Genomic DNA, 20,719 nt, shown 5'->3' on the forward strand with positions numbered 1-20,719 from the left:
GTGAACGAAACGCTAACCTATTTTACCAGCTGGAGTAAGAATTTCTGAAAATAATCGGCTGCTTCAATCATCCGCGGACCATACCAAAACATTTCCCCGTCGATGATTCTCACTTCTGTATTTGGAAGAAAGGATGTAAATGCTGGTATATGTTCCTCCTGAAACGGAAAAGGCTCCGTTGCCAAAAAGAGATAATCAAGCTTGGCTTCTTTCAAGTCTTCCTCGGCAACAACCGGGTATCTTCCTTCGTATTTAGCAAATCCATTGACAAAGCCTAATCTTTCTAAAAGGGAATTGATATAAGTATTTTGGCCGACAACCATATATGGATTTTTCCAAATAACGTAGGCAACCCGTTTTCCCTCAGCCGTTGGCAGAGCATTAAACCGCTGCTGAATCGTCTCAATCAAATCCTTTGCTTTTTCTTGTTTGCCTGTTATGTCGCCCAAATCGCCAATTAATTTATAGACATCCTGAACGGACTGAACTTCTCCCACATAAACAGGGAAATCCGTCTCCAGCTGTTCCACTATTTCCTTTGTATTTTCTTCCTTCTCCGCAAAAATAATGTCCGGCTTCAAACTTTCGATTTTTTCTTTTAATACGCGCTTCGTTCCCCCGACAATTTCTGCCTTTTGAACTTGTTCTTTCGGAAAAATGCAGTAGCGGGTTCTGCCAACAATGTTGTCATGCAGGTTTAAAGCATACAGTGTATCGGTAATGGCAGGTACGATAGAAATAATCCGTTTCGGCGGATACGTATATTGAAGATTTCGGTCTAAGTGGTCGGTCACTTCCCTTATTATCATCGAACCCCTCCTTTATCAGCCATTCTATCATGGATGAAATGTTCAAACTACTGGCAATCGATAGCTTCACCATACAACTGATGCTCCTGATATTCGCTTGACACCGCGAATTTTGCCAATATCTTCTACTAACTGATGCATGGCAAGATTTTTCTGCTTCGCTTCTATCATCATGTCAAAATCCTGGTCAAGGGATTTGGCAAGCTTTAAAAAAGGGAGGATAAAATCCAGGGAGACATAATCCGCATGGGAACGGTACGCTTTTTCCGATTTAGGAGAGGAAATATGGACTTTTGGGACTAATTGGCGCACTTTCCACGTCTGAAAGATCCGTTCCAAATAATCGGCAAGTTCTGCTTCCCCTTTATTCGCCATGTAATGATGGTAATCAAGAATCATCGGAATGCCTTCCTGTTCACAAACAATGAGCGTTTCTTTTACGTTATACGTTTTGTCGTCATTTTCCAATGTCATCACTTTTTTTATTTTTTCCGGCAGTTTTTGTAAATTTTTGTGAAATCGTACGATAGATTCTTTTTTCTCGCCATAAGCGCCGCCGATATGAATATTTAAAATAGCAGAATCTGTAATTCCCATCGCTTCCAGCATCCGGTAATGATATTCCATATCCTTTACCGCATTGATCGTCACCTCTTCCCGCGGACTGGTAAAAAGGGTGAACTGCCCAGGGTGAAAGCTTGCCCTTATTTGATGTTTCCTTACCATTTCGCCAATTTCCTGCCATTCGGATTGGAACGGGGTGATGAAATCCCACAAAACTTCCGGATGGGTAGCCAATGGCACGAGCATGCTGGAAAACCGATATAGCGGAATTTCGTGGGCAATATTATAATGCAAAATCCGTTTCGTATGATATAAATTTTGGTAAGTGACTGTATGCAGCTTTTCCAGACGTTCCTCTTTGGGAAGGGCAGCGTAACGTTTAAACGTTAATGTTTTTGACGGGCTGGCGTCCCATAGCCCAAGGGCGTTTGCAACATAGCCGAAACGAATCTTCATTTGAATCTCCTTAAAATCTGTCGTAGTAGTTCTATTTTCTGTCTTAGGAAAAATCATATACAATGCGGAAATGCCGCCTGGAACGGCAGTGAACAGTATGTCCAACTGCACGCGGTTTTGCCTTGTTCCAGCTGACAACCTATGAAATAATATGGAAAAAGATGGATATCGTAATGAGGAGAAAGGGAAATGGAAAAAATAATGATTGTTGAAGATGACCGGAAAATTGCCGATTATTTGTGCCAGTATATCACGAAGTACGGATATAAAGTAGAGGTTATTAATGATTTCGATAACGTGATGGATGCTTTCCGCAAATCTTTGCCGGACCTCGTTTTGCTTGATATTAATTTGCCGAGGTATGACGGTTATTATTGGTGCCGGCAAATTCGGAAAGAATCCATCTGTCCCGTTATTTTCATTTCTGCCCGGACAGGAGAAATGGATCAAGTCATGGCTCTGGAGAATGGCGGGGATGATTTCATTACGAAACCATTTCATCCGGACATTGTCATGGCAAAAATACGCAGCCAATTGCGCCGAGCCTATGGGGAATATGCAATAAAACGGGAAGAAAGGGTGTGCGTTCAGGACGGACTGCAGCTATTCGTCGAGCGGCAAGAACTGCGTTTTCAAGATCGAGTGACGACGTTGACGAAGAAGGAAACGGATATTTTAGAAAGTTTAATGGAACGGTATCCGCGGATTGCCGGAAGAGAGGATTTGCTCGTCAAATTATGGGATGACCAGGCTTATGTCGATGAAAATACACTTAATGTAAATATTGCCCGGGTCCGCAAAAAACTGCAGGAAATTGGTATTGCCGATGCAGTGGAAACCGTAAGGGGGTCGGGGTACCGGCTGAAAGTGACATGGAAAGAAGGGAAAGCATGAAATTATTCATAAGGGATCATTTCCTGCTCGTTTCCATACAAATTATTCAATGTTTCATATTTCCGGTTATTATTTGGCTGGACGGGTATCGAAACGTCCAATTAATAGCCTATGGAATATTTCTGGCTCTCTTCTTTCTGACCGTTTATCTTGTTATCCGCTATTTGCTGAATAGGGAGTTTTACAAAAGATTATCATCCCAAATGATTGAACTGGACGAGTCGCTGGAACGGACGAATCGGACTCCGATTGCAAAGGCGCTGGATCAGCTGCTTTATTCCCAATATCGGGTTTACAAAAAGGAAATCCAGAAAGCGGAAGACCAAAAAGAGGAACATTTAATGTTTATGGACCGGTGGGTTCATCAGATGAAAACCCCCCTTTCCGTCATTGAATTAACGGCACAGACTCTTGAAGAGCCGGAATCTTCCAGCATCCGGGAAGAAACGGATCGGATGCGGAATGGACTGAATACGGTGTTATATATGGCCCGGCTGCGAACGATTGAACAGGATTTTCAAATTAAACCGGTAATTTTGTCCAAGCTCGTCCATGAGGTGAATAAAGAAAATAAACGGTTCTACATCCGCAATGAAGTCTATCCCCGCCTAATAGAGGCAAGGAAAGGAATAACGGTGGAAACCGACGAAAAATGGCTGTTTTTCATTTTATCCCAATTAATGCATAATGCGGTGAAATATTCGGCAGGAAAAAGCAAGCAAATGATTATTTCCCTTTATGAACGGAAAGGGAAGGCGGTATTGGAAGTGAAAGATTTTGGTATCGGGATTCCGAAAGAAGACCAAAAACGGATTTTTAATAAATTTTATACCGGCGAAAATGGCCGCAAATTCCGGGAATCAACGGGAATGGGACTGTATTTGGTAAAAGAAGTGCTGGAGAAATTGGACCATGAACTGGAAATGGAATCCGCTGTCGAAGAGGGAACGACAGTCCGGATTATTTTTTCTTCATCACAAAACCTTACAACAGTGTAAGATTGATGAAAGCATAATCGATAGTGACATTCTCGCAGTGTGGATATACTTAAAACAGAAATGGATGAAAGGAGTACGATTATGCTTCAATTAAAAAATGTAAGCAAGATTTATGAAGGAAAAGTTGCCTATCGGGCGTTAACGGATATTAACTTGGAAATTGAAACTGGTGAATTTGTTGCCATTATGGGTCCGTCCGGAAGCGGAAAAACAACACTTTTGAACATTATTTCCACCATCGATGAGCCGACGACAGGTGAGGTGTACATTGATGGAAAAAACCCCCATACTTTATCGAAGAATAAGCTGGCAAAGTTTCGCCGTCAGGAACTCGGTTTTGTTTTTCAAGATTTTAACCTGCTTCATACGCTGACTGTGGAAGAGAATATCGTTCTTCCGCTTACACTGGACGGCGAAAAGGTAAAAGAAATGGAGAGGAAAGTGAAGCAAATCGCTGAAAAATTAGGAATTTCCGCTATTTTAAACAAGCGGACCTATGAGATTTCCGGCGGACAAGCCCAGCGGACGGCGATTGCAAGGGCGATGATTCATGACCCGAAGCTTTTGCTTGCAGACGAACCGACAGGAAATCTGGATTCGAAAGCATCCAAAGATGTGATGAATATGCTCGCTGCAATCAATGAAAGAGAGAAAACGAGCCTGTTGATGGTAACCCATGACCCTCAAGCTGCCAGTTATGCAGATCGGGTTGTATTCATTCGCGATGGGAAGCTGCATTCGGAAATATACCGCGGTGAGAGCAGACAAACATTTTTCCAAAAGATTATCGATATGCTCTCCTTGATGGGAGGGGACGGCAATGACCTTTCGTCAATTCGTGTTTAACAACGTCTTGCGGAACAAGCGGCTGTATGTTGCCTATTTTCTCAGCAGCTTATTTACGGTCATGGTATTTTTTACCTTTGCCATGTTTGCCTTTCACCCGGCATTATCTGGTGCGGACATTCATTTCAGCGCGTTATACGGGATGTCGGTTGCCGGGGGAATTATTTATGTCTTTTCCTTCTTCTTTGTTTTATATTCGATGAGTTCCTTTTTGCAATCGAGAAAAAGGGAATTTGGCCTTTTAATGACCTTGGGAGCATCGAGCAGGCAAATTCGCCGTATGGTATTTTTGGAAAATATGATTATCGGTTTTTTTGCCACCGTTGGAGGAATTTTGCTTGGGTTAATATTTGCCAAACTCATTCTCCTGATTGCGGAGAACGTATTGATTATCAGTGAAACCCTTTATTTTTACGTTCCCGTTTTGGCTATTATTATTACCTTTGTCAGTTTTATCGTTTTATTCCTTTGCATTTCCTTTTTCGTTTCCGTTGTACTGCGGACGAAAAAATTAACGGACTTAATTAAAGGAAACAAAAAGTGGAAAGGCGAACCAAAGGCATCCTTTGCATTGGGAATCATTGCCGCCCTGTTGCTATTGGCAGGATATGGAGTTGCGTTGTATGTAAAAGGGATGGAAGTACTTTTTGCGATGGTTCCGGTTATTATCGTTGTTGTCATAGGAACCTATTTATTGTTCACTCAGCTTAGTGTGTACGTCATCCGCCGTCTGAAAGGAAACCGGCACCTCTTTTTCAGAAAAACAAATATGCTGCTGTTTTCCGATCTGGCGTTCCGGATGAAAGACAATGCCCGTACCTTTTTCCTAGTGACGATCATTTCAACGGTTGCCTTTAGTGCCATCGGAACGTTATACGGCTTTCATTCCTATTTGACACGAGGAATAAAGGATTTGAATCCATTCAGCTACACTTATTTTTCGTTTATCGATGATTCGGACGAACGGATTGAAAAGGACGTTCAACGGATAAATGCAATTTTGCAGGAAGAAAATATTAAAGCTGATATGGAAAGAATCGAAATGACTTATTATCATATGGAAGCTTCAGATACCCCGGTTCTTATCGTGAAGGCGTCGGATTACAACCGGTTTGCCCGATTAAATGATGAAAAGGAAGTATCGCCGGATAAAAATGAAGCCGTCGTAGTTAATGTGAGTGCGAGAATGATGGGAAGCAGCAGCGGAAACAGCAGTTTGATTGATCAGCCTATACTTTTGCAAAATGGTGTAGAAATCAAGCCGTCAGAAACGATAGAATCCGAGTTATTGCCTGAAATTAAAGGATACTATATTGTTCATGATGATGCATTTGCAGAATTGGGAGATCCGCTAAACAGCTCAAGCTTTTTCGCCTTCAAAGTCGTGGAAGGGGAAAAGGAATCCGTTATGGACGCAGGCCGGAAAATGATGGAACAAACGGAATACCGGGCTCAAGCCATCGATTACATGGTTTATGAAATTGATAAGGCCTACGGACCAGTATTATTTATCGGGCTATTCATCGGTATCGTATTTTTCGTATCCGCAGGAAGCTTCCTTTATTTCCGCCTATACTCCGACTTGGATGACGACAAGTATAAGTTTCAGTCCATTACGAAGATAGGGCTTACGGTTGGTGAATTGAAAAAGGTCGTAAATCGCCAGACGGCAATTCTCTTTTTCGCGCCCATCATCGTTGCGTTAATCCATGGTGCTGTCGCCTTAACAGCCTTGTCCCGTTTCTTTGACTACAATATTACAGAGGAAGCACTCTTTGTACTTGGCGGGTTTGCGGTGATCCAAATCGTTTACTTTTTCATAGCAAAATTGTTCTACGTCAAACAAATTAAAGAAACGGTGTACCGTTAAGTTCATCCCCCCATAGCCATCCTCGGCTAGGGGGGATTGTTTATTATTGGAGAAGTTGCAGAAGAATGTTTATTGGGAACGTGAAAACCGTGAATATGTTAAAATGAAACGTATGAACAGGCAATACAGAGGTGAAAAGGAGAGTAATCACTTTGAAACGAAGAGTTGTCATTACCGGTGCCGGAGTTGTTTCTCCATTAGGTCATGATGTGGAATCCTTTTGGGATAACATTAAAAAAGGGCAATCGGGGATAAAATGCCTGAATGCTGATGAGTATAAAGATATTAATACGAAAATTGCAGGGATTATTGAAGACTTTCCTAATGAATATCTCGATATGAAAGAAATAAAACGGTCTGACCCGTTTATCCAATACGGGTATGCTGCAGCAATCCAGGCAGTCGAGCAGTCAAATATAGACCTTGAAAAGGTAGATAGAGATCGGATTGGTGTCTATATTGGTTCGGGTGCGGGCGGGCTGCAGACATTATTCGAAAATTACCAAATACTTTTCGACAAAGGGCCGAAAAGGGTATCTCCGTTTTTGATTCCGATGTCCATCCACAATATGATTTCCGGTTTAATCGCTATAAAATATCAGTTCCGCGGACCAAGTTTTGCTCCGGTGTCTGCCTGTGCAACGAGCAATCACGCGATTGGCGAGGCTTACTTGCAAATAGCCCACGGCTATGCAGATGCGATTATAGCCGGCGGGGCGGAATCAACGATTCACCCCCTTTATTTTGCCGGTTTTTCGAAAATGCGGGCTATGTCCACAAGAAACGATGCTCCGGAAAAAGCTTCCCGGCCATTTGACGCAGCTCGGGACGGTTTTGTCATGTCGGAAGGGGCGGGGGTATTATTTCTGGAAGAATATGAGCATGCGAAAAAACGCGGTGCTCGTATTTTGGGAGAAATCATTGGCTATGGAAGCACAACCGATGCGTATCACATTACAGCGCCTGATTATCAAGGTGCTGCAAAAGCAATGGAACTTGCGATGGAAAGGGCAGGAATCAGCCCAAGTGAGGTTGATTATATTAATGCTCATGGTACAAGTACCCCGACCGGCGATGTATCCGAAACAAAGGCAATTAAACAAGTGTTTGGGGACCATGCTTACCGGTTAAAGGTAAGTTCAACGAAATCGATGACTGGTCATATGTTTGGCGCAGCCGGTGCCGTGGAAGCCATTATTACCCTAAAAAGTATGGCAGAAAACGTATTTCCGCCGACTATCAATTTGGAAAATCCTGATAAAGATTGTGATTTAGACTACGTACCAAATGAGGCGGTCGAAGGGGACATACATATTGCCCTGTCCAACGGGTTTGGCTTCGGCGGCCATAATGCAGTAGTTGCCTTTAAAAAATTTAGTCAATGAGGTGTTTGACATGAAGCTAAGTGTATCTGAAAGAAGACAAGCATTAGAAAACCGTTTTCCTGAATGGCCAAGGGATACGATTTCCCGGCATTTTGCGAAAGCTTGCCAAGAGTATCGCAATCGGCCATACCTATACATAGACGGAGAAGAATTTACCTTTGAACAAATATGGAATCAAGGGGTTCAGTATGCGAAAGCATTGTTAAAGCTTGGAGTGAAGAGGCGGGATCATGTAGCGATTTTAATGAACAACCATTATACGTTTCCATCTCTAATGGTTGCCTCTTCCATCGTCGGAGCAGTTGTCATCCCGATTAATGCGATGCTGACGAAAAATGAAGTCAAATATATTGTTTCTCAGTCCGATAGCCAATTTTTAATTTTGCATCAATCGGTAAAAGATAAAAATCATGCCCAGGCTGTTTCCGAACTCCTTGACGATGAGGACTTTATGAGCAATAGCAAATTGAAAAAAGTGATTTGCGTACCGACAGAAGAAAATGCTGCTGTAGATGAACGCTTTATTTTGTGGGATGAATTCCTAGCCTTGGCAAATGAAGTTTCCGATGAACAGCTGGAGGAGAGATGGAAAGAATCCAAATATCCGGATGAAGTGGCGATTATTATGTATACATCCGGTTCAACGGGGAGTCCGAAAGGGGTCATGCTGACGGATGATATGCTGCTGCGCTCTGCCTACAGCACTTGTTTAAGCAGAGCCATTGAGGACGGTCGGGTTACCTTTGCCCCGCTGCCGTTTTATCACTGTTTTGCTATTATTGAAGCGATTCTTGCCATGTCATTCGTCGGGGGATCCGTTATTTCTGCGTTAGGTGCTTCCCCTTTAACATCGTTGCAGTTAATGGAGAAATATAAGGCAAATGACTATCTCTGTGTGCCGTCCACTTTAGTCCCGCTGCTCAATCATCCGCGGGTGGCTGAATTTGATTTATCGAATCTTTTCGCCATGTGGTGCGGTGCTGCTCCTGCTCCGATTCCGGTATGGGAGAAAGCCGTAAAAGTGTTAGGCTTGACGGAAATTATTACCGGATACGGTCAGACAGAGGTCGCTTCCTCTGGAGTTACAACGGAAATAGGCGATTCTTTAGAGCGAATTTCCACAAGAGTTGGCAGGCCAAAACTCGGCGGGGTTACAGGCTTAAAAGAGTTTGATAATAGTGTTGTACAGTATAAAACGATTGATCGGGATACCGGAGAAGATTTGCCTACAGGGGAAGTTGGCGAACTGGCCGTTCGAGGCGTTACCGTCACCCATGGTTACTATAAAAAGCCGAAAGAGACAGCAAAAGTGATTGATAAAGACGGATGGCTGCGCACTGGTGACGTTGGAAGAATTGATGAAAACGGCTATATTCAAATGCTGGGAAGAAGCAAAGAAATGTACAAAGTGTCCGGGGAACTCGTTTCACCTCGGGAAGTGGAAATTGTCATCTCCCAGCATCCGGCGGTCAATCAGGTACAAGTCATTGGTGTTCCCGATGCGATGACGACGGAAATAGGGGCCGCCTTTATTGAATTGAAAGAAGGACAAACGGCAACAAGAAAAGAAATGATTGACTGGTGTACACCGCGGCTCGCCCGTTTTAAAATTCCTCGTCATGTTTGGTTTATTGAAGCGGACGAATGGCCGATGACGAGTACAGGAAAAGTCCAGAAATTCCGCTTAAAAGATATGGCAGAAGAGAAACTTTCCAAAACGAGAAAAGAGGGGTAACAATGTCGGATTATTGGCACCAGCACAATTTGCGCGTTCAGTATAAAGATACGGATCAAATGGGAGTTGTGCATCATGGTAACTATATTACTTGGTTTGAAGTTGCACGGATAGAATGGATGCGGAATTCCGGAATGAATTATCGGCATATGGAAGAGCTGGGGCTTCTGTTGCCTGTGTTAGATGTTAATGTCAGCTATATCAAATCAGCTAAGTTTGATGACTGTGTTGCGCTTTTTACAAAGGTGGCAAGTTTTTCTCCTGTAAGATTAGAATTTTACTATGAAGCAAGGAAAATTACCGAAGAAGAGTTTCATAAAAAAGGAGAGGGGATAAAGGAGCCTTTTGGCGATCTCTTGGCCAAAGGTACAACGAAACATATGTGGGTGAATCAAGACTTTAAGCCAGCCCGGCTCCATAAAGTCGCTCCGGAAATTTTACAAATGCTGGAGAAAACAGCTCGTGTTCCGCATTAAATCGGAGAGGATCTTTCCTCTCCATTTTCATGTCCTGCAGTGGAGTTTTGCTTTCAAAGGATTTTTATAAAATATAGGCTGTCTCCCAAACGGGAGCAGCCTATTATAATTACTCTTGAACGAAGGCAATAATTCCTTCTTCATCATCAAGCTCCAGCTTAATGCCGGTAAAAGGGTTTCTTTGCATATATTCCTTCAGCCATAGCCGTATTGCTTCAATAAGTTTTGCAGTGACGAGCACTTGCTTTCGTTCGTGCCAGTATACTTCTGCCGAAAATCCGGTATCGTCATCATAGATTAATTCTACTGTCACGTCTTCCGGTTTCAAGTCCTTTTTTCTGGCAGTATAAATGCAGACAGCATTAACAATATCCTGTTCCGAAATGATTATCGGGACCATGGATTTGTTTCCTTCTTTTTCTTTTTATCTTTGAAAAACGAATAAATTTTTCCTGCAATCATCAGAAGTGCAAGAATAGCAAATAAATTAATGGCAAGTCCTAACAAGGAACCTAAAACCCCTAAGTTGCCGAGCAATCCGCCGAATAACAATCCAGCAAGTCCTCCTAGCATCAGGCCTTTCATGAGCGGACTGGACATAAAGGTGCCGTTTTTTCCAGCTTGGGTCTTAGCCTGGGATTTATTATTCGTTACCGAATCCTGTTTTTTATTTTGGAAAAGGGAAGGCTTGTTTGAATTGAATTGGTTATTATTGTAGTTGAAGTTTTTCTTTCCTGAGCGGTAGGATTTTGCCTCTACTGTAGAAGAATGGTCCCAAAGAATAGAATCACCGATTGGTGCAAAAATTAGGCTAATCGTCATCAATGCTGTCAAAAGTTTTTTCAAAATGTATACCTCCAATTTGTTATCTCTTGCTGTAATGCTTATTATACTAGAATTTGGCTTAACTATCATTTCCAACGTTGTGGAGAAAATTTGGAAGAATTTAAGATAATAAGTTTAAGTGAAAGGTATGTTAAAATGGACAAGGACACGGGGAGTACATCGTTTGCTCCCTCTTCTTTTTTGTTTATAGAAATACGTGACAGCACAGGAGTGGAAACGGAATTGAATAAAAAAGACATCGCAAATTTTCGCAGACAATTAAAGCTAAATAACGATTTATTAACGATGAAAGATATTTTTCATGTATATGTGATGAAAGAATCGAGTGACATTTACCATTGGGAAAGTACCCCTTTTGGAATGCTGGAACAGGAACAGCAGGAATTATTTATCGACGGTTTTAAAAAGGTGCTTACGGGACAATTGGATGAAAAGTTATTTGAGCTTAAGTTTCAGCGGGATGTGGAAGATAATACCCAGCTTATTTTGCATCAGGGACTTCTAAGCGAAAGTACGGAAGACTGGACAGCACAAATGCTGCGGATTGTGGAAAAAATGCTGAAAGATAGAGAATATGACATGGACATCGTCATTACATTTTTACGTGGGGAATATTTGAAGCCGATGAAACCCGCCGGTGAAGAATCGGAAGAGAGCGACCGGGACAAAGTGTATTCCCATTCCTTTATTCTTTGCAGCATTAATAAAACCCAGGATCCGAGGAAGGAATTGCTCTTTGATTACGTGGAGAAAGAATTTAAATACAATGTCGTCGTCGATCCGATTATTAATCTAAAAGCTCCGATTGGCGGCTTTTTATTCCCGTGTTTTACCGACAATGCGCAAGATGTGAACCATATTTTATACTCCACCGGAAAATCAAAGGAGCTGGATTACCATTTTATTGAGGAAGTTTTAAATGCCGAGGAATTTATGACGAAAGAAGAAGATAAGATTGTATTTGAGGAAATTGTCAAAGATATAGCGGGAGAGCGCATCAATACGTCTACCTTGGCAAATGTGTATGATGAAATCCATCGCACCATCGAGGAAAATGAGGAAGAAGATACGCCGAAGCTGGATTATAAAGATGTGGAAAAAGTATTGAAAAATAGCGGTGTGGAAGATGTGAGCACAGAAAAGGTAGAAGCCGCCTTTAAGAAGGTGATAGACGATGAAAAATATGAACTGAAGGCAAGCAATATATTGCCGAAGTATAATTCGAAATCGATTAAGATTAAAACAAAAGTAGCCAATATTTCCGTCAGCCCGGAAGATTTACGATATGTTCGTCAAGTAGAACTGGACGGAAAAATTTGCTTAATGATTGAGCTGGAGGAAAACACCGTCATCGAAGGCTTCGAAATGATACCGGAAGTATTATTTAAAAAGGCATAAGGTGACGTTGGTGCCACAGGTGCCAGGCACTGGTGTAATTGGTAAATTATTGGATATCTCAAGGCGGATTACGGAACAAAAATAAGGAAAATCATCCGAGAGAATGTCTTTCACGGCTGATTTCGAGAGAAAAGCAGGAAGGATCGACCGAGAGAATGCCTTTCACGGCCGATTTCGAGAGAAAAACAGGGGGAATCGACCGAGAGAACGCTTGTCACGGCTGATTTCGAAGGAAAAGCAGGAAGAATCGACCGAGAGAACGTCTTTCACGGCTGATTTCGAGGGAAAAGCAGGAAGGATCGACCGAGAGAATGCCTTTCACGGCCGATTTCGAGGGAAAAGCAGGAAGGATCGACCGAGAGAATGCCTTTCACGGCCGATTTCGAGGGAAAAGCAGGAAGAATCGACCGAGAGAACGCCTTTCACGGTCGGTTTTTGGGAAGGATGAAAAAAATCTGCCGTGAGAACACACTTTTCTTATGCTCTATGCGAATTCAATAAAATCAAGATGTTTCACCATGCACCCTGATAAAGTCATGACCCTAATTATGTATTGCGTTTGAAACTGATTTCGTACAACTTAACGCAAAGAGTGAACCAGCTGCAGCCGAGCATCCAGCCGGCGAATATATCGGATGCATAATGATGCCCTTCAGCGATACGAGACAGTCCGATGAACAAAATTAATATAGCTGCAATAATCCATAGAATGCTCCGAACTTTTATAGAAGAGACTGTTTTTCCAAGTACGTATGCGATCGTAAATAAATATAAGAGGCCAACCATCGCGTGTCCCGAGGGAAAACTAAAAGAAGTAAATTGATTTAGAAATTCAGGACGGGGCCGTTCAATGATCTGCTTCACAATTTGATTGAGATAATAGCCTAATCCTACTGTTACAAGTATAAAAAGGACAAGCTGAATTTTACGGAAACGAAACCAGGCAAATATGGCTAATACGAATGTAACGGCGATAATTACCTTCGTTGCCCCTAGTGATTGGAAAATTGCGATAGTCTCGTTGCCGTATAGCAAATCAAATGCAGCTTGATCAACAACAGCTATAAATTGTGTATCATAAGTAAGCATAAACAAACAAAAAATAAGAAATGCTGCAATGGCAAAGAAGGATAGCCTTTTATTCATAACACCTCTCCTTTCCTTTACGAATTATTGTATATATAGCAATGTATAGTATAACATTATTTTTACTTAAAAAAGCGATAGAAATAAGATACCTTCACACTTTGATTATAAGGCTGTGAAGGTGTTTTTTAAGAGGATGGAAAATGTAAGGAGATTATTATGGTTGACAGGCAAGCTGGCATGTTATTTTTTTTCATGTTATTTGAAAAAAAACCTCATCAAAAATTGTTTAGGTAATTGCATGTTAATATCATATGATGACATTAACATAAGCTGAAGTGCAAACAGGACCTTCTTGCAATGAAAATATGAATTATATAGGTCATTCGACTTATAAACCTATATAATAGTAGATAATGAAGTTTTGTATAGGAAGAAGGTATATAAATGAAAACATATTCTATATTAATTTTCCAAAATGAAATATACTATCATACCGAAATGCAATTAGAAAAATATATTAAACAGGGGACAAAAGTATACTTCTTTACTTATGACCCAATAGATATGCTAATAGGCAATGAATTTTTGCGAAAGGCAATGAAAGAACAAATACTTTTTTTATACGAAATGAAATATAATGATGTGTTCCAGGAAGATTTTTATTTTTACGATGGCGACGTCCCTCCTGAAACTTTACGATTACTAAGCAAATATACACCAGATTTTAATAGAGAACAATACGCCATAGAACATGCGCCTATTAACGGCAATATTATGGTTTCTGCAGGTGCCGGGACGGGAAAAACAACGGTTATGATAAGTAGGATACTTTTCTTAAAATATAAATATCCAAATTTACGCTTTTCGGAAATTGGACTTGTTACTTTTACGAAGAAGGCAGCTAATCATATTCGGGAAAAGCTTTATCAAAAGGTAAAGCTTTATTTTGAAATGACAAAGGATATGAAATACCTCCAATGGTTAATGGAACTAAAAAATATTTCCATTGGTACCATTCATTCCTTTGCGCAAAATATACTAAGTCTAAATAAGGAAAAAATGTTTGAATCGCAAATCATGCATATACAAACGTTTAAATATAAGCGGAAAAAAATCATCGAAGAAGTATTAGATCAATTCAATAAAAACCATCCTGATATTTTTAGCAAATTTAAATATATTGAACAGTATCGGATTATTCAGGCTGTAGAGACGATCATTGATCAAGTGATGAACTATTCTATTTCCATGGATCAACTGCTCAACATGGATTTTGGGGAATCGGCAGATGACTCTAGTATTATTTATGGCTATGTCGTTAAAGAAACATGCAAGGCATTAAGGGATTATAAGAAGCTCACAAATTCGATGGATGTAAATGATTTAATCATTGCCATGAACCAAATAACAGAACAACAGGAAAAATATACGATCCCCTACAAATATGTCTTTATTGATGAATTCCAGGATACAGACCGGGTACAGACGAAATTTTTTGCCTATTTGGCGAATCAGTATTCTGTCCATCTATTCGTAGTCGGTGATGTAAAACAGAGCATTTACCGTTTTAGAGGAGCGGATTACACTGCTTTTAAGCAGCTTGAAGAACAAACAAGAATGGACAAAAAATATTATTTGCAGCACAACTACCGTTCCAACTCGGATCTATTAAATAGGCTGAACCGAATATTTGCAGTATGGCCAAATTATGTGCCAGCATTTCCGTTCAACAAAGAAGATTATTTAAAGAGTGGTATAGAAAAAGAATCGACTCTAGAACCTTCGTTTATCCACAAAAAATTTGATACAAAAGCAGGCTTTGTTAGCTATCTCCGTGAAATCGAAAATACGGACACTGCGATGTTATTGCGGACAAACGAAGAAGTAAATGAAATGTCAAGACTTTGTGAAGAAAATAATATCTTCTTTACTTCGGAGCAGGATGGAGACTTTTATCGTTCGGTTGCAGTGAGGGAATTTTATCAATTGGTACGAAGATTTACAAATCCAAATCATTGGGCGAATCGGTATGCGGTCCATATTTCTTCCTATGGAGATCGAACCTTAAAAACCGAAGAAATATTGAATCATTTTTCACCAGATCGATCATCGGCAATTTTATTGGAGGAAGTAGACCGCCATTTAACGACCTACGAAGACCGGCTGAAACATCATTCTCCCATTGAGACTCTTCAAGACATCATTTCAGCAGTGGATCCGGCAACCGTTTATGCACAGCGTTATTTACAAGGAAAGAAAAATCAGGACGATGCTACGAAGATAAAGCAAGCAGAAATTTTACGACAAGAATATGAGATGAATCTGGAGAGGTTATTATACCTTTTAAAAAAGGAATTAAGTCATACCATCCCTACGATTGCAAAAATCGAAAGGTTCCTGCGGATTCAAATGCAGACGGATAAAACAATGTCTACACTTTATCATAACGATTCGGAAGTAAAAAGGTTAACGATCATGACCGTCCATAAAGCAAAGGGGCTGGAATTTGACTATGTATTTCTTCCTAACACGAAGATATTATTTAACAATTCAATGAAAACCGATGTCATCATTCAAGGAAATGCAATTGGTTACAAGATTAATTTAAAAAAAGACAGGTTTTATGAAAATGATGTTTATAAAAAATTACGCAAGAAGGAGCAGATGGAAAATATCGGTGAAGAAACGAGATTACTGTATGTCGCTCTAACTCGAGCCAAAAAGAAAGTGATTGTCGATGCACCAAAGCAGACAAATAATCATCGAGTAAGAAATTGGGGGGATCTCATTGCAAAGGGTATATCCGAACAAAAGTAGTACAACTTCGACATACTTTCCGTTTAAAACGTATACATCTTTACGTGATTATTTACAAGGTGTCAAAAATCACCATCAGGAATTACATGTATTTGGTACTGGCAGTTTGTCTAAAGAAGTCAAGAGACACTATTCCATCCATTCCACGAATATCAGTGAAATGGAACAGAAGATTTTTCGTTCCTTTCGAACGGCACAGACAGCCATTTATCTTCAAGCGCTTGCAAGGAAGATAATCCTTGAAAGGAATGATACAAATAAAAAGTTCTTATTAAACCGGTTGGACCAAATTGTAGATAATTATTATAATTTTGTCGATATTGGATTAGAAAGAATTGAAGTTCATTTTCAAGATAATGTAAAAAATCAGATTGCTGCTATTATTAACGGTTTGCTGGCAGATCCTCTTACCATTGAATATTACCGGATGAAAAATACATTGACGAAAAAGGAAATCTCCAGCTTGCTTTGCGGGCATCCATCATTGAATAATATATTTTTCTATGAAATTGAATATATGAATTTTGGGAGAATGAATTTTATTCATTGGCTTAGAGCAAAGGGATTTCACATTGAATTTCGCATACCCTTCCATCCCTTATATCCCAATGTTCATCAATTTTGGGAAAACGTCTACAAAGTCATTACAAACCAATCTCCTTCATCTAGAACGGACTTCGCTCGATGGAGGGAGAAAGATAGTCCAAACCGTTTTGCCTGTTTTTACGAAAACAAAACTGTTCCATCCGCAGACCGGAATGATGTGAAGATAATTGAATTTGAAACGATGCAAGACTTCTCTCAATATGTTAAGAAAAGTCATGACAGCTATTACGCAGTAGATTCCGAGGATATCCAGCCAATTATTCAAGATACATACATGCCAATTTATGAAAATAGTGTCGGCAAGTTTATCTACTATATTCAGTTTTGTAAAATAGAACACGGCCAATTATTTTTATCCTTTGAAACCCTTATTGAACTGATAACAACTAGCTGGGTTTATACGAAAAATGCCAGCGGAATTGATGCGTTATCTCTTCTTATCGATTTACAAGAATATATGAGTGGTACGGAGTCCATTGATGACATAAATGAAAGATTGAAACGGTTAGCAGAACTGGATATGGTGAACAAATCCTTTGACCGGGTAAATTCCGAAGAATCAGGAAGAAATAGGATGAAGCGTTATATGCTAAATCCGTTTCGAACTTTTCCTTATTTAAATGCGGACAGATATCAAGTAACGATCCATCAGTTAATTGAATTAGTCGCCTTCACGGAAAAGCTTTGTAAAAACTTACTTCTCGAGGAAAACGACACATGTAATGTCAATGAATATTTTACTAGATGGAAAACGGTGTTAAATCAAAGAATAAAAGATACGGAACAAAAGGAGCTATTAAATAAGGTTTTTCATGAGAAATATCCTCAGCATTGGGAATTTTCCATCCGTGAATTACTGCAGCTTCTGTATTTGAATATCTCCCGTGTAACAGAAGTAAAAAAAGTCATCCGCTCTCTTCCCCTTATTCAGGAGGAAATGATAGAACGGAAAGAAAGCACTTTGCATCTAACCAATTTAACGCAGATGAATTTTCCTGAGAAACATAAATCGGTGCTCTCAAATATTTTCACCTATACGGATGTGAAGCGGTGTATTCAGCAAGTTTCTAGGAAAAATTCATTGCTTCATGCATTATTGGTAGATTTTACCGTTGCTGATTCCTTCGAAAAGTTAGGTATCTATCAAATATATAATATATTGGAAAACTATACGGGCCCGATTATATTCAGCTGGATCAAGAATCTACATGACGACGCTATTCGTAACGTTTTTTTGGATATTATCGCTGACTTGTATGCAGATGGTGAGATAAAATCCATTCGATTATTAGCGGAACATCATCCTTTAGACGCAGAACAGCAAGTTGAGCCTAAAACACATACAATTGACGTGAAAAATATCCAAGGGAAAATACCTGACTTATTTTGGCTCGATCATGACTTTTGTTCAAAAAAATTCTTTCTTACAGCAATTATTCAGCGTCAGCCCATTTACGAGGAGAATTTCCATCAGGAGATTGTATTTGCAAAAATAGGAAAGCTATTCTCATACTCTAAGATGGAACGGGAAAATTTTCGGAAGTATATTTATCCCCTATTTCCGCATTGGACGGATACAAAAAAGGATAATTTAATTGATACCGAATTTAAACTGCAATTCACCAGATATAAGACTTACGAGAATATTTCTTATCCGAGGGAAATGAAAGGTTTACAGATTTTACGAAGTGTGTATCGGGAAAATCGGCGAACAAAAGCTAGAAATCAATATCGGAAAGATTCTCCCTTTCAGGAGAAAGAAATATTAAAGCAATTTCAAAACAATGTTGGCACATTTAGTGTAAAAGCAGAACCGGGCAACCATTGCAAAATGTGTCCATTTTTAAGCAGTTGTACGGAAGGGATGTATGCCATTGATCACATCAGTCAGTAACCGGGCGGAAGAATTAAAAGCATATAGCGAAAGATTGGCCAAAAAGTGGAAAAACTATTTTTCCCTCGAAGGATTACTACCTGGAATTACACCTACGGCAGAACAGAAACAGGTTGTTCAATCGAGTGAAAAGCAGTTAATTATTCGCGGTTCTGCGGGCAGCGGGAAAAGCCTGATGCTTGCCTACCGGTTAATAAAAATTATGGAGCAGGCGGAGATTCCCCAGCGAATTCTTTATGTCACCTTTAATCAGACCTTAATACAAGATACGGTAAAGCGGTTAAGGCAATCGGAAAAATATAATCAGTTAGTGAAGCAGCATGATGTAACGATTAGTACCTATCATGATTTGGTCCGGAAAATTTTAATGAAAGAATGTGGATACCAAGAAATCAATCGACTGTGGATGAATCAGCAATCTATTAAGGAACATGAATCGTTGATTGACGCAAGAGTAAAAGTTGTTTTGACGAGATTTTATGAATCCGGAGAGGATAAAAAATTTGAACGGTTATATAAAACTCATACAGCGAAGTTTTTAAGAGAAGAATTTTTCTGGATGAAAGCAAATGGACTGATTACGAAAGAGAAGTACGTTGAAAAGGAAAGAACTGGAAGAGGCCATAGTCCCAGTGTGACGAGGAAACAGAAGTATACGATTTTTCATCTGTTTGAAAAATACAATGAATTTATGAAAACCAATTTTAAAGTTCCGCAGCTGGATATGGAAGATTATGCCCTTCATCTGCTCAATGAGTTAAAAATGAGTCCTAGGGCGGATTTTAAATTTGACCATGTGCTGGTGGACGAATTCCAGGACTTACAGCCGATGCAAATTAAAAGTCTGGTAGAACTGACGAAGGATTCTATTACGTTAGTCGGGGATGATAAACAGCGGATTTATAAACGGACTCCGGTATCCTATAAAGATTTAAATTTAAGGGTAAATGCACGTACGAACCAAAAGCTAACGAAGAACTTTCGCTCAACAAAACAAATCATGAATTTGGCAAGTTCCATTCAATTTATCGATGTGGAAAACGTCCGGGAAGATGATCAGCACTTTTTTAGAGAAGGCAAAAAGCCGGTGATAAAACATTTTACAACGAACAGAAAAATGGCAAAGGAAATCATTAGAAGAATTAAAGAAATCCATCAGGAAAATCCAAAAATGACGATTGCCGTCGTTCACCGGTATGATAAAACAGAATTAAATCAGTATGGGAATTTAAAAGACATCCTTTCTTATGAGTTTAATATTATCGGTATTGAAAAATATGGATCCAAATTTGATTATAATAAAGTGAAAAAACCAATCTTCTTTACCGATCCATTTGAGATAAAAGGATTGGAATTTGACTATGTCTTCCTTATTCATTTTGATCGTTTTCACTATCCATCACAAATACGCATTAAAGAGTTAAATGAAAAGTATGGTGGAGAGAAATTTGGAGATTTAAACTATGAAAAAGACTATGATGAAATTTTTAATGATGAGAAAAAATTACTTTATGTTGCCGTGACACGGGCAAGGTTTGAATTAAATATTTATTTTGTAGCAGAAAAATATCAACGAGTTTCCCAATTTATCCGTGATTTTGATACTAGGGATTATGAAAGTAACTTTAGTAAAAAGGCATATAAGAAGTGAGAATAATTCCGATTAGTATTATCTTGAAGCAGAACAATAGCAAAAATATTTTCGATGCATCTACTTACTAAATCTCTAGTAAGTAGTTTTTTCTGTACTTCAGCCTAACACGTTTATCTTGGAATATCTTGAGTTAACAATAAAGTGTTAATACTGGAAACTATAAAACAGCAAATATTTCTGAAGTAATTAACGATTATTTGAATGTAGAGTGGTATGTTTCAAAAATTTAATCCCTATAATCCCATTTATTTACTATGCATTTAAAAGAAATTTTGGCTCTATAATATTTGGTGTTGGTGAGTAAAAACCAGCACCAATTTTTTTGAACAAAAAAATGAGACAGTGACAAAACTCTGGTAAAATGTAATCGCCTAAACACATT

The 20,719-nt window shown here is 39.5% G+C and carries 16 protein-coding genes; 11 read left to right on the forward strand and 5 right to left on the reverse strand.

Going from position 1 to position 20,719, the window contains the following annotated elements; genetic code table 11:
• Nucleotides 1–17: 17 nt before the first annotated feature.
• On the reverse strand, nucleotides 18–809 hold the full coding sequence (locus IEV18_RS08530) for an ABC transporter substrate-binding protein (protein ID WP_229733605.1): 792 nt from the start codon (nucleotides 807–809) through the stop codon (nucleotides 18–20).
• 66 nt (nucleotides 810–875) lie between these two features.
• Nucleotides 876–1,829 (reverse strand): UV DNA damage repair endonuclease UvsE, encoded by a 954-nt coding sequence (gene uvsE / locus IEV18_RS08535; protein ID WP_188391968.1) that lies wholly within the window; start codon nucleotides 1,827–1,829, stop codon nucleotides 876–878.
• A gap of 189 nt (nucleotides 1,830–2,018) precedes the next feature.
• On the opposite strand from uvsE, the gene IEV18_RS08540 reads away from it, so the two are divergent.
• The 7 genes from IEV18_RS08540 to IEV18_RS08570 all read left to right on the forward strand — a co-directional run bounded on the left by IEV18_RS08540 (nucleotide 2,019) and on the right by IEV18_RS08570 (nucleotide 10,033).
• Nucleotides 2,019–2,723, forward strand: a complete 705-nt coding sequence (locus tag IEV18_RS08540; protein ID WP_188391969.1) for a response regulator transcription factor — start codon at nucleotides 2,019–2,021, stop codon at nucleotides 2,721–2,723.
• Nucleotides 2,720–3,721 (forward strand): sensor histidine kinase, encoded by a 1,002-nt coding sequence (locus IEV18_RS08545; protein ID WP_188391970.1) that lies wholly within the window; start codon nucleotides 2,720–2,722, stop codon nucleotides 3,719–3,721. The genes IEV18_RS08540 and IEV18_RS08545 overlap by 4 nt, the downstream gene beginning before the upstream one ends.
• An 81-nt stretch (nucleotides 3,722–3,802) precedes the next feature.
• Complete coding sequence (locus IEV18_RS08550; protein ID WP_188391971.1) at nucleotides 3,803–4,567, forward strand: ABC transporter ATP-binding protein; 765 nt, start codon at nucleotides 3,803–3,805, stop codon at nucleotides 4,565–4,567.
• Nucleotides 4,542–6,437, forward strand: a complete 1,896-nt coding sequence (locus IEV18_RS08555; RefSeq protein WP_188391972.1) for an ABC transporter permease — start codon at nucleotides 4,542–4,544, stop codon at nucleotides 6,435–6,437. The genes IEV18_RS08550 and IEV18_RS08555 overlap by 26 nt, the downstream gene beginning before the upstream one ends.
• Nucleotides 6,438–6,589: 152 nt before the next feature.
• Complete coding sequence (gene fabF / locus IEV18_RS08560) at nucleotides 6,590–7,822, forward strand: beta-ketoacyl-ACP synthase II (RefSeq protein ID WP_188391973.1); 1,233 nt, start codon at nucleotides 6,590–6,592, stop codon at nucleotides 7,820–7,822.
• A gap of 10 nt (nucleotides 7,823–7,832) precedes the next feature.
• On the forward strand, nucleotides 7,833–9,557 hold the full coding sequence (locus IEV18_RS08565; RefSeq protein ID WP_188391974.1) for a class I adenylate-forming enzyme family protein: 1,725 nt from the start codon (nucleotides 7,833–7,835) through the stop codon (nucleotides 9,555–9,557).
• A 2-nt stretch (nucleotides 9,558–9,559) separates the two neighbouring features.
• Nucleotides 9,560–10,033 (forward strand): acyl-CoA thioesterase, encoded by a 474-nt coding sequence (locus IEV18_RS08570; RefSeq protein WP_188391975.1) that lies wholly within the window; start codon nucleotides 9,560–9,562, stop codon nucleotides 10,031–10,033.
• A gap of 109 nt (nucleotides 10,034–10,142) precedes the next feature.
• Here the strand turns inward: IEV18_RS08570 and IEV18_RS08575 are convergent, their stop codons facing one another.
• Nucleotides 10,143–10,433, reverse strand: coding sequence for a YxcD family protein (locus IEV18_RS08575; protein WP_188391976.1), 291 nt, complete (start codon nucleotides 10,431–10,433; stop codon nucleotides 10,143–10,145).
• A complete protein-coding gene (locus IEV18_RS08580; protein ID WP_188391977.1) occupies nucleotides 10,421–10,879 on the reverse strand; it encodes a hypothetical protein in 459 nt (152 codons plus the stop codon). The genes IEV18_RS08575 and IEV18_RS08580 overlap by 13 nt, the downstream gene beginning before the upstream one ends.
• Before the next feature lie 222 nt (nucleotides 10,880–11,101).
• Between IEV18_RS08580 and IEV18_RS08585 the strand changes: the two genes are divergently transcribed.
• Entirely contained in the window at nucleotides 11,102–12,277 is a 1,176-nt protein-coding gene (locus IEV18_RS08585) for a DUF4317 domain-containing protein (RefSeq protein ID WP_188391978.1), read from the forward strand.
• A 546-nt stretch (nucleotides 12,278–12,823) separates the two neighbouring features.
• Here the strand turns inward: IEV18_RS08585 and IEV18_RS08590 are convergent.
• Nucleotides 12,824–13,423 (reverse strand): phosphatase PAP2 family protein, encoded by a 600-nt coding sequence (locus IEV18_RS08590; protein ID WP_188391979.1) that lies wholly within the window; start codon nucleotides 13,421–13,423, stop codon nucleotides 12,824–12,826.
• A 387-nt stretch (nucleotides 13,424–13,810) separates the two neighbouring features.
• On the opposite strand from IEV18_RS08590, the gene IEV18_RS08595 reads away from it, so the two are divergent.
• Genes IEV18_RS08595 through IEV18_RS08605 form a run of 3 tightly spaced genes read left to right on the forward strand, consistent with a single transcriptional unit; the run spans nucleotide 13,811 to nucleotide 20,334 of the window.
• On the forward strand, nucleotides 13,811–16,183 hold the full coding sequence (locus IEV18_RS08595; RefSeq protein WP_188391980.1) for a UvrD-helicase domain-containing protein: 2,373 nt from the start codon (nucleotides 13,811–13,813) through the stop codon (nucleotides 16,181–16,183).
• Nucleotides 16,155–18,683, forward strand: a complete 2,529-nt coding sequence (locus tag IEV18_RS08600) for a hypothetical protein (RefSeq protein ID WP_188391981.1) — start codon at nucleotides 16,155–16,157, stop codon at nucleotides 18,681–18,683. Before IEV18_RS08595 ends, IEV18_RS08600 begins: the two co-directional genes overlap by 29 nt.
• The gene (locus IEV18_RS08605) at nucleotides 18,664–20,334 is read left to right on the forward strand and encodes a UvrD-helicase domain-containing protein (RefSeq protein WP_188391982.1); all 1,671 of its coding nucleotides are present in this window, start codon (nucleotides 18,664–18,666) and stop codon (nucleotides 20,332–20,334) included. Before IEV18_RS08600 ends, IEV18_RS08605 begins: the two co-directional genes overlap by 20 nt.
• Nucleotides 20,335–20,719 lie beyond the last annotated feature (385 nt).

It is taken from the genome of Compostibacillus humi, assembly GCF_014637175.1.
Taxonomy (GTDB): Bacteria; Bacillota; Bacilli; order Bacillales; family Amphibacillaceae; genus Oceanobacillus; species Oceanobacillus humi.

What these genes read in the sequence shown, in the direction of transcription:
- IEV18_RS08595 (WP_188391980.1), top strand. Translation starts at nt 13,811, where the DNA reads ATGAAAACATATTCTATATTAATTTTCCAAAATGAAATATACTATCAT.
- IEV18_RS08565 (WP_188391974.1), top strand. Translation starts at nt 7,833, where the DNA reads ATGAAGCTAAGTGTATCTGAAAGAAGACAAGCATTAGAAAACCGTTTT.
- IEV18_RS08550 (WP_188391971.1), top strand. Translation starts at nt 3,803, where the DNA reads ATGCTTCAATTAAAAAATGTAAGCAAGATTTATGAAGGAAAAGTTGCC.
- IEV18_RS08530 (WP_229733605.1), bottom strand. Translation starts at nt 809, where the DNA reads ATGATAATAAGGGAAGTGACCGACCACTTAGACCGAAATCTTCAATAT.
- IEV18_RS08590 (WP_188391979.1), bottom strand. Translation starts at nt 13,423, where the DNA reads ATGAATAAAAGGCTATCCTTCTTTGCCATTGCAGCATTTCTTATTTTT.
- IEV18_RS08545 (WP_188391970.1), top strand. Translation starts at nt 2,720, where the DNA reads ATGAAATTATTCATAAGGGATCATTTCCTGCTCGTTTCCATACAAATT.
- uvsE (WP_188391968.1), bottom strand. Translation starts at nt 1,829, where the DNA reads ATGAAGATTCGTTTCGGCTATGTTGCAAACGCCCTTGGGCTATGGGAC.
- IEV18_RS08575 (WP_188391976.1), bottom strand. Translation starts at nt 10,433, where the DNA reads ATGGTCCCGATAATCATTTCGGAACAGGATATTGTTAATGCTGTCTGC.
- IEV18_RS08570 (WP_188391975.1), top strand. Translation starts at nt 9,560, where the DNA reads ATGTCGGATTATTGGCACCAGCACAATTTGCGCGTTCAGTATAAAGAT.
- IEV18_RS08555 (WP_188391972.1), top strand. Translation starts at nt 4,542, where the DNA reads ATGACCTTTCGTCAATTCGTGTTTAACAACGTCTTGCGGAACAAGCGG.
- IEV18_RS08540 (WP_188391969.1), top strand. Translation starts at nt 2,019, where the DNA reads ATGGAAAAAATAATGATTGTTGAAGATGACCGGAAAATTGCCGATTAT.